General features: G+C 72.5%; 13 protein-coding genes. 8 read left to right on the top strand and 5 right to left on the bottom strand.

What is annotated here, in order from left to right; translation table 11 throughout:
• Genes DEI91_RS08090 through DEI91_RS08080 form a run of 3 tightly spaced genes read left to right on the top strand, consistent with a single transcriptional unit; the run spans position 1 to position 4,726 of the window.
• Positions 1-1,167: an HpcH/HpaI aldolase/citrate lyase family protein gene (locus DEI91_RS08090; protein ID WP_111051805.1), complete on the top strand. Its 1,167-nt coding sequence runs from the start codon at positions 1-3 to the stop codon at positions 1,165-1,167.
• Positions 1,164-3,908 (top strand): phosphoribosyltransferase domain-containing protein, encoded by a 2,745-nt coding sequence (locus tag DEI91_RS16235; RefSeq protein WP_111051804.1) that lies wholly within the window; start codon positions 1,164-1,166, stop codon positions 3,906-3,908. The genes DEI91_RS08090 and DEI91_RS16235 overlap by 4 nt, the downstream gene beginning before the upstream one ends.
• Positions 3,905-4,726, top strand: a complete 822-nt coding sequence (locus DEI91_RS08080; RefSeq protein WP_111051803.1) for an HAD family hydrolase — start codon at positions 3,905-3,907, stop codon at positions 4,724-4,726. The genes DEI91_RS16235 and DEI91_RS08080 overlap by 4 nt, the downstream gene beginning before the upstream one ends.
• Positions 4,727-4,828: 102 nt before the next feature.
• Here DEI91_RS08080 and DEI91_RS08075 read toward each other — a convergent pair whose 3' ends face one another.
• The 3 genes from DEI91_RS08075 to glgA form a co-directional block, all read right to left on the bottom strand.
• Positions 4,829-5,077 (bottom strand): type B 50S ribosomal protein L31, encoded by a 249-nt coding sequence (locus tag DEI91_RS08075; protein ID WP_017887280.1) that lies wholly within the window; start codon positions 5,075-5,077, stop codon positions 4,829-4,831.
• A 109-nt stretch (positions 5,078-5,186) separates the two neighbouring features.
• The gene (locus tag DEI91_RS08070; protein ID WP_111051802.1) at positions 5,187-5,969 is read right to left on the bottom strand and encodes an ABC transporter ATP-binding protein; all 783 of its coding nucleotides are present in this window, start codon (positions 5,967-5,969) and stop codon (positions 5,187-5,189) included.
• Positions 5,970-6,115: 146 nt separating this feature from the next.
• Complete coding sequence (glgA, locus tag DEI91_RS08065) at positions 6,116-7,312, bottom strand: glycogen synthase (protein WP_111051801.1); 1,197 nt, start codon at positions 7,310-7,312, stop codon at positions 6,116-6,118.
• A gap of 47 nt (positions 7,313-7,359) precedes the next feature.
• Between glgA and glgC the strand changes: the two genes are divergently transcribed.
• Positions 7,360-8,601, top strand: coding sequence for a glucose-1-phosphate adenylyltransferase (glgC, locus tag DEI91_RS08060; RefSeq protein WP_111051800.1), 1,242 nt, complete (start codon positions 7,360-7,362; stop codon positions 8,599-8,601).
• Positions 8,602-8,716: 115 nt separating this feature from the next.
• Positions 8,717-9,355 (top strand): phosphoserine phosphatase SerB, encoded by a 639-nt coding sequence (gene serB / locus DEI91_RS08055; protein ID WP_111051918.1) that lies wholly within the window; start codon positions 8,717-8,719, stop codon positions 9,353-9,355.
• Between the two features lie 115 nt (positions 9,356-9,470).
• On the opposite strand, the gene fabG is transcribed toward serB, so the two are convergent.
• Complete coding sequence (fabG, locus tag DEI91_RS08050) at positions 9,471-10,184, bottom strand: 3-oxoacyl-ACP reductase FabG (RefSeq protein ID WP_111051799.1); 714 nt, start codon at positions 10,182-10,184, stop codon at positions 9,471-9,473.
• Between the two features lie 165 nt (positions 10,185-10,349).
• Between fabG and DEI91_RS08045 the strand changes: the two genes are divergently transcribed.
• The 3 genes from DEI91_RS08045 to DEI91_RS08035 are packed head-to-tail and all read left to right on the top strand — an operon-like array spanning position 10,350 to position 12,105.
• Positions 10,350-10,853 carry a DUF3099 domain-containing protein gene (locus DEI91_RS08045; RefSeq protein WP_181439531.1) on the top strand — a complete coding sequence of 168 codons (504 nt, stop codon included), beginning with the start codon at positions 10,350-10,352 and terminating at the stop codon, positions 10,851-10,853.
• Positions 10,853-11,128, top strand: coding sequence for a hypothetical protein (locus DEI91_RS08040; RefSeq protein ID WP_111051797.1), 276 nt, complete (start codon positions 10,853-10,855; stop codon positions 11,126-11,128). Before DEI91_RS08045 ends, DEI91_RS08040 begins: the two co-directional genes overlap by 1 nt.
• Positions 11,125-12,105, top strand: coding sequence for an SURF1 family protein (locus DEI91_RS08035; protein WP_111051796.1), 981 nt, complete (start codon positions 11,125-11,127; stop codon positions 12,103-12,105). Before DEI91_RS08040 ends, DEI91_RS08035 begins: the two co-directional genes overlap by 4 nt.
• A 36-nt stretch (positions 12,106-12,141) precedes the next feature.
• On the opposite strand, the gene DEI91_RS08030 is transcribed toward DEI91_RS08035, so the two are convergent.
• Positions 12,142-13,740, bottom strand: coding sequence for an ABC-F family ATP-binding cassette domain-containing protein (locus DEI91_RS08030; RefSeq protein WP_111051795.1), 1,599 nt, complete (start codon positions 13,738-13,740; stop codon positions 12,142-12,144).
• Positions 13,741-13,777: the final 37 nt, after the last annotated feature.

Genomic DNA, 13,777 nt, shown 5'->3' with positions numbered 1-13,777 from the left:
GTGCGCCACTTCGCCGCCATCCCCGACCAGGAACAGCTGTTCCTCCGCCCGCCCGAGGACGTCACCCGGGACAGCGACCAGGACCTCCGCGCGGTGGCCCTCGGAGCGACGCTGTACACGCCGGGGATCCGCCCCGACCTCGTCCGCGACGTCCGCAGGCAGACCGAGCTCGGTGCCGGCTCGATCGTGCTGTGCCTCGAGGACTCCGTCGGGGACGACGACCTGCCGCGTGCCGAGGCGAACGTCGAAGCAGCACTGCGCGCCCTGACCGAGGACGCCGACCCAGCCACGTTGCCGCAGCTGTTCCTCCGCGTCCGGACGCCCGACCACCTCGCCCGCCTCGTCGACCGTCTCGGTGACCGGGCCCTCGACGTGCTCAGCGGTGTCGTCCTGCCGAAGTTCGAGAACGGTGACGGGGCCGGTGCCCGCTGGTTCGACGTGCTCGACGCGGCGAACGTCGACCGCGGGTCCGCTCGTCGGCTGCTCGTCATGCCGATCCTGGAGTCCCCGGCGATCATGCACCGCGAGTCCCGGACCGATGCCCTGGCCGCCGTGCACGACCTGCTGCTCGCACGACGCCGGGACGTGCTCGCGGTGCGCATCGGCGCCACCGACCTGTCCAGCGTGTACGGGCTCCGGCGCCCATCGCACCTGACCGTCTACGACGTGCAGGTCCTCGCGTCGGTGATCGGCGACGTGGTGAACGTCCTCGGCCGTGCCCGCGACGGGTTCGTCGTCGCCGGTCCGGTGTGGGAGCACTACCCGGACTCCGACCGCGTGTTCCGCACCCAGCTCCGGGCGTCGCCGTTCCAGGAGGCCGGGGACCTGGCGCTCCGTCGGCAGCTGCTCCTCGAGGGGTTCGACGGGCTCCTCCGCGAGGTCACCCTCGACCGGGCGAACGGCCTCACCGGCAAGACCGTCATCCACCCGCGCCACGTCCCGCTCGTGCACGCGATGTCCGTGGTGAGCGACGAGGAGTTCTCGGACGCGTCGGACGTGCTCGCGAACGCCACGGGCGGGGTCGCTGCGTCGAAGTACGGCAACAAGATGAACGAGATGAAGCCGCACCAGGCCTGGGCCGAGCGCACCATGCTGCGTGCCCGCGCGTTCGGCGTGACCGCACCGGACGTGACCACCGTCGACCTGCTCGAGCGGAGCCTCCCGTGACCACGACCACGATGCCGACCCCCGCCGACCTCGGTGTCGTGCTCGTCGACGACCCGATGACGGCGGGCGAGGCGACCGTCCCGCTGTCGTCGCTCGTGCGGCTCGCGCTCCGCCGCAACCCGAAGCGGGCACACCTGCTCGTGTCGACCGTGCTCGCGAAGCACGTCCCCACGGTGCCGGCGGTCGCGCTCCTGGCCGGCGAGGCGCTCGGCGCACGCGTCGCCGACGTGCTCGACGGTGGCGCGCGCTTCGACGGTGCCGCGGCGGAGCGTCTCCGCGGGGTGCTCGACACGCAGGCCGCGGCCGTCGACGCCGGAGCGCACGACGCGCTCCACCGGGTGGCGACGACGCTGCGGACGGACCTCGCCGCGTCGCGTCCGACCCTCCCGGACGCCCTGGTCCTCGGTTTCGCGGAGACCGCGACCGCCCTCGGCGCGATGGTCGCCGAGTCGCTCGGTGCGGCGACCCTGCACTCCACCCGGCACGAGCTCCCCGGTGTGTCCGCCGCCGCGGGCTTCGACGAGGCGCACTCGCACGCGACCGCGCACCGGCTCCTCCCGGCGCACGACGACTGGTTGCCGACCGACGGCACGGTCGTCCTCGTCGACGACGAACTCAGCACGGGGGCCACGGCCCGCGCCACGATCCGGGCCCTGCACGCACTCGCGCCGCAGCGGCAGTGGGTGGTCGCGGCACTCGTCGACCTCCGCTCCGACGCCGACGTCGCGGCGACCGAGGCCCTCGCCGTCGAACTCGGCGCCCCCGTCGCCGTCGTCGCGCTCGGGCGCGGACACGTGACGCTCCCGGCGGACCTCCCCACGACCGCCGCGGACGTCGTCGCGACCCTGGCCGCCCCGCTGACCGCGCCCGCCCCGTCCGACCGGCCCGCCCCGTCCGACCGGTCCGGTGCGTCCGACTGGTCCGGTGCGTCCGACTGGTCCGATGCGTCCGGCTGGTCCGGTGCGTCCGGTGCGTCCGGTGCGGACAGGCAGGGCACGTCGGAGGCCGACCTGACCGCGGACGGGAGGCCCGTCCCGGCGCCGGCACGCGCCTCCCGTCCCGAGAGGGTCACCGTGGTGCCCGGCGCGCCGACCGCCGTCGACCGGACCGGCACGCCGGCAGCCCGTGTCCGCACCCCGCGCACCGACGTCGAGGGCACCGCCGCGGACGTCGCGACCGTGCTCGGCGACGTGCCCGGCCGGGTCCTCGTGCTCGGCACCGAGGAGCACATGGCGACCCCGCTCGCGGTGGCCGACGCCCTCCGCCGGCGGACCGGGGCCGGCGTCCTGTCCTCCACGAGCACCCGCTCCCCCGTCGCCGTCCTCGACGACCCGGCGTGGCCGATCCGGTCCGGCATCCGGCACCGCTCACACGACGACACCGTCGACGGCCCCGGCGACCGCTTCGCGTACAACGTCCGCGGCTTCGACGCGGTCGTCGTGCTCCCGGAGCCCGGCACCGATCCGGCCCGGCTGGTGGGCCCGGACGGCCTGCTCGCGGCCCTCGCCGCCGTGACCCCCCGCGTGGTGCTCGTCACGAGCACCCTCGAGGACGCCGCCGTCCGCGCGGGCCGGCCCGGCGCGTCGCCCCGTCCGCTCACGGGACCGTCCTTCGGCTCCTACGAGCCAGACGACGTCACCTGGCTGCTGCAGGACCTGGCCGACGCGGCGCTCGAGGCGGACACCGCGGACCGGGAGCGCGCGATCCAGCTCGAGGGCGCGAACTACGCCGAGTCGCTGCCCGTCGAGTACGTGCCCACCGAGGCCTACGAGGCGTTGTACCGCGACGCGCTCGACCGCTCGGCCGAGCGCATCGCCGAAGCGGTCGGCATCGTCACCGACCTCGTGCTCCGCGACCGCCCCCGCGCCGTGCTCGTGTCCCTCGCGCGCGCCGGGACACCGGTCGGGATCCTCATGCGCCGATGGGCCGCCGAGCAGCGCGGGCTGCGCCTCCAGCACTACACGGCGAGCATCGTCCGCGGGGTCGGCATCGACGAGACAGCGCTCCGCTGGCTCGCCGCGCACCACGACCCGACCCAGGTCGTCTTCGTGGACGGCTGGACGGGGAAGGGTGCCATCACGCGCGAACTCACGGACGCGCTCGACCGGTTCGCCGCGTCCGACGGCCTGCGGTTCGGCGACGAGCTGGCCGTCCTGGCCGACCCCGCCGGGTGCACCCCGCTGCACGGGACCCGGGACGACTACCTCGTGCCCTCGGCCTGCCTGAACTCGACGGTCTCCGGGCTGGTGTCCCGCACCGTCTTCAACCGGGTGTGGACGCCGGAGGGGACCCTGCACGGCGCGAAGCAGTACCGCGGGCTCGCCGGGCGCGACCGCTCCCGGTCCTTCGTCGCCGCGATCACCGCCCGCTTCCCGGCGGTCCGCGATCGGGTGGACGCCGCGGTCGCCGCGGACACCGGGCCGGCGAGCCGTGCCGCCGACTGGCGTGGCATGCGGACCGTCGAGGCCATCGGCGCCGAGTACGGCATCGCGGACCTGCACCTCGTCAAGCCGGGCGTCGGCGAGACCACCCGTGTCCTGCTCCGACGGGTGCCGTGGCAGGTCCTCGTCCGCGACCCCGACGAGGTCGACATCGCGCACGTCGTCGCCCTCGCCCGCGAGCGCGGCGTCCCGGTCGTCACCCGGCCCGACCTGTCCTACAGCTGCGTCGGACTCATCCACCCGCTCGGCAGCCGCGTGACCGGGCCGGCGGCGGCCGAGGCGACCGGAGGCGACGCGTGACCGCCCTCGTCGGGTTCGACCTCGACCGCACCGTCGTCTACTCGTCCGCCGCGCTCATGCTCGACGGTCCGGACGAGGCGGCGCCCTCCCTCGTCGTCACCGAGGTGTACCAGGGCGTGCCGCTGTCCTTCATGACCCGCACGGCGGAGCGCGCCCTGGCGGACCTCGCGGCGGCCGCGGTCGTCGTGCCGGTGACCACCCGGACGGTGGCGCAGTACCGGCGGATCCGCCTGCCGCTGCCCACGGTCGGGTGGGCCGTGACCACGAACGGCGCGGTCGTCCTGCACGACGGCGAGCCGGACCGGGCGTGGACCGAGACGCTCCGCAGCGAGATGGCCGCGACGTCGGCTCCGCTGCCCGAGGTCGAGGCGCGGCTCGCGACCGGTCTGCCGACCGGGGCGGTCCTCCGCACGCGGCGCGCCGAGGACCTGTTCGTGTACGCCATCGTCGAGCGGTCCGAACTGCCGGATGAGGCGGTCGAGTCGTTCGCCGCGGAGCTCGCCGGGCTCGGCTGGCGGGTGTCGGTGCAGGGCCGGAAGCTCTACGCGGTCCCGGCGCCGATCCGGAAGGAGCGTGCCCTGGCGGCCGTCGCCGAGCGGACCGGGGCGACGCGGACCGTCGCTGCCGGGGACTCGCTCCTCGACCGCGAGATGCTCGCCTGGGCGGACGTCGCGATCCGACCGGCCCACGGCGAGTTGCACGCGGTCGGCTGGACGGCACCGAACGTCGTCGTCACGGCCGCCCAGGGCGTGCTGGCGGGCGAGGAGCTCATCCGGCTCGCAGCCGACGCTGTCGCGGACGTCCCCACGCAGGTCTGAGCGGGACGATCGGTCCGACGCGGACCGGCAGGCCCGTCTGGCCGACACGACGAACGGGCGGCCCTCCCGCAGGAGGACCGCCCGTTCGGCGTGTGGGGCTGCTTACTTGCTGAAGCCCTTGAAGCGCTGGTTGAACTTCTCGACGCGGCCGGCCGAGTCGAGGATGCGCTGCTTGCCCGTGTAGAACGGGTGCGAGGCGGACGAGATCTCGACGTCGATGACCGGGTAGGTCGCACCGTCGAGCTCGATGGTCTTGTCGCTGTTCGCGGTCGAACGCGTCAGGAACGTCTCACCGGAAGCCAGGTCACGGAAGACGATGGCGCGGTACTCGGGGTGGGTGTCGGTCTTCATGGGGATTCCTCGGTGGATCGCGATGACGGGAGATGGGAAGTCGTTGGCGGACGCCAGCCGTCAACGTTACCAGAACGCGGGACGGATCGGGAGCGCCGGGTGGGGCGTGTCAGGCTGCCCGGGCGGTCCAGCGCCCGGCGTCCTTCGACACCGAGAGCTCGACACCGAACGCGGTGGTCAGGGTCCCGGCGGTCAGGACCTCGTCGATCGGCCCGGCAGCCTGCACGTGACCGTCCGACAGGACCAGGGCGTGCGTGAAGCCCGCCGGGATCTCCTCGACGTGGTGGGTGACGATGACGATCGCGGGCGAGTCCTCGCTCTGCGCGTAGCCGCCGAGCGTGCGCACGAGGCTCTCCCGCGCGCCGAGGTCGAGCGACGCGGCCGGCTCGTCGAGGAACAGCACCTCGGGGTCGGTCATCACGGCGCGGGCGATCTGGACCCGCTTCTGCTCGCCGTCGCTCAGCTCGCCGAACGTCCGGTCGGTGAAGGCGCCGAGGCCCCACTCCTCGAGCACGCGCTGCGCGCGACGGACGTCGAGCTCCTCGTACTCCTCGTTCCAGCGACCGGTCACCGAGTACGCGGCGGTGAGCACGACGTCGATGACCTTCTCGGTCACCGGGATCCGGCGCGCGAGGGCCGTCGACGCGAAGCCGATCCGCGGGCGGAGGTCGAAGAGGTCGGCGCCGCCGAGCTCGGTGCCGAGCACCTCGACGTCACCCGACGTCGGGAAGGTCTGCGCGCCGGCGATCTGCAGCAGCGTGGTCTTCCCGGCACCGTTGGCACCGAGCACCACCCAGCGCTCGTCGTCCTGCACCTCCCACGAGATCCCGTCGAGGATGGTGGCCCCGTTGCGGACCACGGAGACGTCTGACAAGCGCACGACCGAGGGCATGCGCCCAGCCTACGCGAGCGGACTCCGCTCCCCCGTCAGCGCCGCGCACGACGAGCCGGCGGCCGGACGGACGGGAGGCCCGGTGCCGGTCCCAGGGACCGGCACCGGGCCTCCAGGCGGTCGCCTCGGGCGCGCCTGCGTCGGGCTCAGCGCCCGGCGAGCACCGCGTCGTACACGGAGCGCGTCTTCGTCGCGATGGCGCCCCAGGTGAACTCGCTCTCGACGCGCAGGCGGCCGGCACGACCCATGAGCTTCGCGAGCCCGATGTCCCCGAGCACCTCGTTCAGGGTCGCGGCGAGGTCGGCGACGAACGCGTCGGGGTCCGTCGGCGTGCCGGTGCCGTCCGTGGCCTGGTCGATCGGCACGATGCGTCCGGTCAACCCGTCGGCGACGACCTCGGGGATGCCGCCGGTCCCCGTGCCCACGACGGGGATGCCGCAGGCCATGGCCTCGAGGTTGACGATGCCGAGCGGCTCGTAGATCGACGGGCAGACGAACACCGTCGCGCTGGAGAGCACGTTGACGACCTCACGGTGCTCGAGCATCCGGTCGATCCAGACGACACCGCTGCGGCGGGTCCGGAGGTCCTCGACCAGACCGGTGACCTCGGCGAGGATCTCCGGCGTGTCGGGCGCGCCGGCGCAGAGCACGATCTGGACGTCATCCGGCAGCGAGGCCACCGCGCGGAGCAGGTACGGCAGGCCCTTCTGCCGCGTGATGCGACCGACGAAGACGACGCTCGGGCGGTCCGGGTCGATGCCGAGCGCACGGACGGCGTCGTCGTCGCGCGCGGGTTTCCAGTCGTCGATGTCGATGCCGTTGTAGACGACCTTGACGCGGTCCGGCTCGATCGACGGGTACGAGCGGAGGATGTCCGCGCGCATCGCCTTCGACACCGCGACGACACCGTCCGCGTTCGTGAAGGCCTCGCGCTCCATCCAGCTCGACAGGCGGTACCCGCCGCCGAGCTGCTCGGCCTTCCACGGGCGGAGGGGTTCGAGGCTGTGTGCGGTGACGACGTGCGGGATCCCGTGCGTCAACTGCGCCAACCGGCCCGCGGAGTTCGCGTACCAGGTGTGCGAGTGCACGAGGTCGGCACCCGCCGCGTCGGCGGCGATCTGCACGTCGGTGCCGAGGGTCTGCAGGGCCGGGTTGGCCTGCTCGAGGCCGGCGGGGGTCCGGTAGGCCCACACGCCCTCCTCGTCGCGGAACCCGCCGAAGGCCCGGACGCGGACGTCGGTGTCCGTCCCGGACCGCAGCGCCGCGGTCAGCTGGGCAACGTGGACACCGGCTCCGCCGTACACCTCTGGCGGATACTCCCTGGTCAGTAGATCGACTCGCACGCGTTCACGGTAACGGTTTCCCAGTGCTGACGCCTACTGTGAACGACATGGCAACGAAGAAGGTATTCGGCATCGTCCTCGCCGGGGGCGAGGGCAAACGACTCATGCCGCTCACCGCGGACCGAGCGAAGCCGGCCGTGCCGTTCGGTGGGAACTTCCGCCTCGTGGACTTCGCGCTGTCGAACCTGGTCAACTCCGGGCTCCAGCGCATCGTCGTCCTGACGCAGTACAAGTCGCACTCACTGGACCGGCACGTGTCGCAGACCTGGCGCATGGAGGGGCTGCTCGGCTCCTACGTCGCCTCGGTCCCGGCGCAGCAGCGGCTCGGCAAGCGGTGGTTCGCCGGCTCGGCGGACGCGATCCTGCAGTCCCTCAACCTCATGCGGGACGAGCGGCCCGACATCGTCGTCGTGGTCGGCGCCGACCACGTGTACCGGATGGACTTCTCGCAGATGGTGGAGGCCCACATCGCCTCCGGCCGCAGCGCGACGGTCGCCGCGATCCGGCAGCCCATCGAGCTGGCCGACCAGTTCGGCGTCATCAAGGTGGACGACGCCGACCCGACCCGCATCGAGGCGTTCCTCGAGAAGCCCAAGGACGCCACCGGCCTGCCCGACTCACCCGGCGAGGTCCTCGCGTCCATGGGCAACTACGTCTTCGACGCCGACGCGCTCGTCGACGCGGTGCTCCGCGACGGCCAGGTCGAGTCGTCGAACCACGACATGGGCGGCGACATCATCCCGGACTTCGTCGCACGCGGAGACGCCGGCGTGTACGACCTGCAGCGCAACGAGGTGCCCGGGTCGACCGACCGCGACAAGTACTACTGGCGCGACGTGGGCACGATCGACTCGTTCTTCGACGCGCACATGGACCTCATCGCCCCGGTGCCGGTCTTCAACCTGTACAACCAGGACTGGCCGATCTTCAACCAGCAGACGAACCTGCCGCCGGCGAAGTTCGTCCGCGACGCGAACGGCAACACCGGCGCGACGGTCGACTCGATCGTGTCCCTCGGCTGCCTGCTCTCCGGCGCGCAGGTCGAACGCAGCGTGATCGGGCCGTGGGCGACCATCGACTCGCAGGCACGCGTCCTCGACTCGATCGTCTTCGAGCGCGCGACGATCGGTGCCGGCGCGGTCGTCAACCGGGCGATCCTCGACAAGGACGTCGTCCTCGCCCCGGGCGCCTCGGTGGGGCTCGACCGCGAGGCCGACGAGGCCCGCGGGTTCACCGTCACCGACTCCGGCATCACCGTGGTCGGCAAGGGCGTCCGCGTCGAGGCCTGACCCTCGGATCCTGCCTGACGAGGACCGGCGTCGCCCACGGTGGGTGACGCCGGTCCTCGTCGTCCGGCGACCCGGACCGCCGTCACACGACCCGGCCTCCCGCTACCGTGGTCGGGTGCCGCGCTTCCTCGTCGTCCTCGATGCCGACTCCACACTGCTCGAGGACGAGGTCATCGAGCTCCTCGCCGACGCCGCCGGGACCCGGCCACACGTCCAGGCGATCACCGAGCGCGCCATGCGCGGCGAGATCGACTTCGCCGCGAGCCTCCGGGAGCGGGTCGCGACGCTGGCGGGCCTCCCGACCGGGGTGTTCGCCGCGGCACAGCGGGCCGTCCGGGTGACGCACGGAGCGCGTGCGCTCGTCGACGGTGTCCACGCCGCAGGAGGAACTGTCGGCGTCGTGTCGGGCGGCTTCCACGAGGTCCTCGACCCGTTCGCCGACGGGCTCGGCCTCGACCACTGCCGGGCGAACCGACTCGAGGTGCGGGACGGCGTGCTGACCGGGCGGGTGCTCGGCGACGTCGTCGACGCGCAGGCCAAGGCGGACGCGGTGCTCGCATGGGCGGCGGCGGACGGGGTCGACCCGGCGCGCACCGTGGCGGTCGGTGACGGCGCGAACGACCTCGGGATGATGGCGGTCGCCGCGCTGGCCGTCGCCTTCGACGCGAAGCCGCGGGTCCGCGCCGAGGCCGACGTGGCCGTGGTCGACCGCGACCTGTCGGTCGTCCTCGCGGCGCTCGGCCTGCGCGGCTGACGGCGCGCTGCGCAGTGTCCGCCGGGCCGAGCCTCGGCGCCGCGGCCGGGCCGCGCCTCCCGGAGGCCGAGCGGTGTCCGCCGGGCCGAGCCTCGGCGCGTCGACGATCAGTGCGTCAGTGGCCCATCCCGAGGCCGCCGTCGACCGGGATCACCGCGCCCGAGATGTACCCGGCGCCGTCGCCGGCCAGGAACAGCGTGGCGTCCGCGACGTCGTCCACGCTGCCGTAGCGGGCCGCCGGGATCGCCTTCTTGAACTCGGCCTGCAGCTCGTCCGGGAGCGCCGCCGTCATGTCGGTCTGGATGAACCCGGGGGCGACGACGTTCGCGGTGATCCCGCGCGACCCGAGCTCACGGGTGATCGAGCGGGCCATGCCGACCAGGGCGGCCTTCGACGACGCGTAGTTGACCTGCCCGATCTGGCCGTAGGCACCGACGACGCTCGACATGAGGACGATCCGGCCGAACTTCGCCTTCATCATCCCCTTCGTGGCGCGCTTGACGACGCGGAAGGTGCCGGTGAGGTTCGTGTCGACGACGCTCGTGAAGTCCTCTTCCGACATCCGGAGCAGGAGCTGGTCGTTCGTGATGCCGGCGTTCGCGACGAGGACCTCGACCGGACCGAGTGCGGCCTCGACCTCGGTGAACGCGCGGTCGACCGAAGCGGTGTCGGTGATGTCGGCCTGCACGGTGAGGGCACCATCAGGTCCGCCCTGCCCGTTCCGCGACGTGACGGCGACCCGGTGCCCCGCAGCGACGAACCGGACCGCCAGCGCGTGGCCGATGCCGCGGTTGCCGCCGGTGATGAGGACGGTACGGGGGGTGGTCATGGGCGCTCCGTTCGCTGGTGGTCACTGGCGGGTCCGGACGCCGAGCCCGGACACGCCCGCACGAGCCTACCGGTGCGCTCCGGGCGAACGGCCGGTCCCCGCACGGCCCCGCAGATGTCGTACCCCGGGCGTAAACTGGAGGCCGGCAGACGGAGACCCCACCGCATGAACCGCAAGACGCAGAGCACGCAGCGCATCCAGCTCCAGCGCTCGACCCCGGAGTACGTCACCGCGCGCCCGGTGGGCGCGCAGAACGTCACGACGCTCCCCGACAACCCGGAGATCGATCGGGCGCACCGGCTCTCCCGCTACATCTGGCAGATGGCGTTCCGCGTCGTCTGCTTCGTGGCCGCGGTGCTCATCTGGAGCGCCTGGCACAGCTGGATCGCGGTCGTGCCGATCCTGGCCGCCGCGATCGTGCCCTGGGTGGCGGTCGTCCTCGCGAACGCCGGCAACCGTACCGGCGGCGACGTCGTCCGCCCCGGCGGAGCCGTCGAGCTGTACGCCGCCGACACCCGCCTCCGCGACGAGCAGGAGGAAGCCCGTGCCCAGGCGTACCGCTCCGAGCAGGAGCGACTCCGTAACGCCGCACAGCGGGCACAGGAGGACTGGCAGCGCAACGGTGACCGGTCCCGTGTCTGGCCGACCCGCAACGGTGGCCGCCGCTGATGGGAGCGACGTTCGACCTGTTCACCGAACCCGGGGCGACACCGGTCTGCTCGCGTGCCGGGTGTTCGTCGACGGCCGCGTGGCGTGTCAACTGGCGCAACCCGCGCATCCACGCCGCCGATCGCGTCAAGATCTGGGCGGCGTGTGACGACCACCGCGGCTTCCTCGCCGACTACCTCCGGTCCCGGTCCTTCCCCGTCCGGGTGACCGGCATCGACGAGGACGTCGACGACCTCGACGACACCGCCGCCCGCGTCGCGGGTGACGGGCGATGACGGACGGCTTCGACCCCGGCTCGCGGTACGGTCGTCGCCACGCCGAACGGCTCCGCCGCGCCACCGCACCGTCCACAGGCCAGCCCGACACCGAGGGTGAACGGGCCGGGCAGCCGATCGACCCGTTCGTCGGGTGGGGGTTCGTCCGCAGCCGCCGGTGGCTCGGGTACTTCGCGATCGCCGTCGCCTTCGCCGTCGTGTGCGCCCTGTTCGGCATGTGGCAGTGGGACCGTCGGAACGAGGCGGTCCGACAGAACGCCCAGATCGCCGCGAACTACGACCACGCCCCGGTGCCCCTCGACGACGTCCTCCCGCGCGCCGACACGTGGCGGGAGGACCTCACCTGGCTCCGGGTGAGCGTCACCGGACGGTACGACACCGACCACCAGATGCTCGTCCGGAACCGGGTGCACAACGGTCAGCCCGGGTTCGAGGTCCTCACGCCGCTCGTGACCGCCGACGGCCGGGCCTTCGTCGTGGACCGCGGTTGGGTGCCGACCGGGAACCGCCAGGACAGCCCGGACAGCGTCCCCGCACCGCCGAGCGGCACCGTGACCGTCGTCGTCCGGCTGCAGGAGTCCGAACCCCGTATCCCCGGCCGGAAGGACCCCGCCGGCTCCGACCAGGTGCAGTCGGTCACGCTCGCCGACGTCGCCGACAAGGCGGGGCACCCGATCTGGACGGGGGCCTACGGGCAGCTCGACAGTGAGTGCCCGGCCCCGACCGAAGCCCGTCCGCTCGGGTGGGAACGGCCGAGCGCCGACACCGGTCTGCACTTCAGCTACTTCATCCAGTGGTTCCTGTTCGCGATCGGCGGGTTCGGGTTCCTCGGCTACGTGATGCTGCAGGAGTACCGGAACCTCAACCAGGACGACCCCGAGGAGCGCGAGCGCGCGCTCGACCGCCAGCGTCGCAAGGAGACGAAGCCGAAGTCCGACGCCGAGATCGAGGACGAACTCCTCGAGGCCCGGGGCTGACGTCACGGTCTGGCGGCAGCACCGCCAGACCGTTGCCTACGCAAGCTCGATGAGCTCCGCGTACTCCTTGTTCCAGTGGTCCTCGGTGCCGTCCGGCAGCAGCAGGACGCGCTCCGGGTTGAGCGCCTCGACCGCGCCGGCGTCGTGGGACACCAGGACGACCGCACCCTCGAAGCCGGCCAGGGCGTTCAGGATCTCCTCGCGCGAGGCCGGGTCGAGGTTGTTCGTCGGCTCGTCGAGCAGCAGCACGTTCGCGCCGGAGACCACGATCATCGCGAGCGACAGCCGCGTCTTCTCCCCACCGGACAGGACCCCCGCCTTCTTGTAGCCGTCGTCACCGGTGAACAGGAACGACCCGAGCACCCGGCGGGCCTCGGTCTCGTTGAGGTCGGTCGACGCGGAGACCATGTTCTCGATCACCGTGCGGTTGACGTCGATGTTCTCGTGCTCCTGCGCGTAGTACCCGATCCGCAGACCGTGACCGGGCTGGATCGCCCCGGTGTCCGGCTCGTCGGCTCCGGCCAGGATGCGCAGCAGTGTCGTCTTGCCGGCACCGTTGAACCCCAGGATGACGACGCGTGATCCGCGGTCGATCGCCAGGTCGACCCCCGCGAAGATCTCCAGCGACCCGTAGGACTTGGACAGCCCCTCGGCCATCAGCGGGGTGCGACCGCACGGTGCCGGCGTCGGGAAGCGGATCTTCGCGACCCGGTCGGCGACGCGCTCGTCCTCGAGGCCCGCGAGCAGCTTCTCCGCGCGCGCCACCATCTGGTGCGCAGCAGCCGCCTTCGACGCCTTCGCACCGAAGCGCGCGGCCTGGTCCTTCAGCGTCGCGGCCTTCTTCTCGGCACCGGCACGCTCCTTGCGGCGGCGCTCCTCGTCGGCGACACGCTGCCGCTGGTACAGCTTCCAGCCCATGTTGTAGATGTCGATGGTCTGCCGGTTGGCGTCCAGGTAGAAGACGCGGTTGACGACCTCCTCGACGAGTTCCACGTCGTGGGAGATGACGATGACGCCGCCGGGGTAGGTCTTCAGGTGCTCGCGCAGCCAGACGACCGAGTCCGCGTCGAGGTGGTTGGTCGGCTCGTCGAGGATCATCGTGTCGGCGTCGGAGAACAGGATGCGGGCGAGTTCGATGCGCCGTCGCTGGCCACCGGACAGCGTCTTCAGCTGCTGGTCGAGGATGCGGTCCGGCAGCTTGAGGTTCGACGCGATCGAGGCCGCCTCCGCCTCGGCCGCGTAGCCGCCGAGGGCGTTGAACTCGTCGTCGAGGCGCGAGTAGCGCTTCATCGCCTTCTCGGCGACGGCAGCGTCCTCGCTGGCCATGTCGAGCGTCGCCTTGCGGATCCCGTCGACGAGCTCACCGAGGCCACGGGCGTCGAGGATGCGCTTGCGAGCGGTGTCCTCGGGGTTGCCGGACCGGGGGTCCTGCGGCAGGTAGCCGATCTGTCCGGACCGGTCGATCTTGCCGTCGGTCGGGGCGGTCTCGCCCGCCAACGCCTTGGTCATCGTGGTCTTGCCGGCGCCGTTGCGGCCGACGAGGCCGATCTTGTCCCCCCGCTCGACGCGGAAGGACACGTTCTCCATCAGGAGGCGAGCCCCGACGCGGATCTCGAGGTCGTGCACGGCAAGCACAGAGGTCGTCCAATCAGTTGGTGGATGTGCACAACGG

The organism is Curtobacterium sp. MCBD17_032 (assembly GCF_003234855.1).
GTDB lineage: Bacteria > Actinomycetota > Actinomycetes > Actinomycetales > Microbacteriaceae > Curtobacterium.
This window is presented reverse-complemented; position numbering and strand designations above follow the sequence as displayed.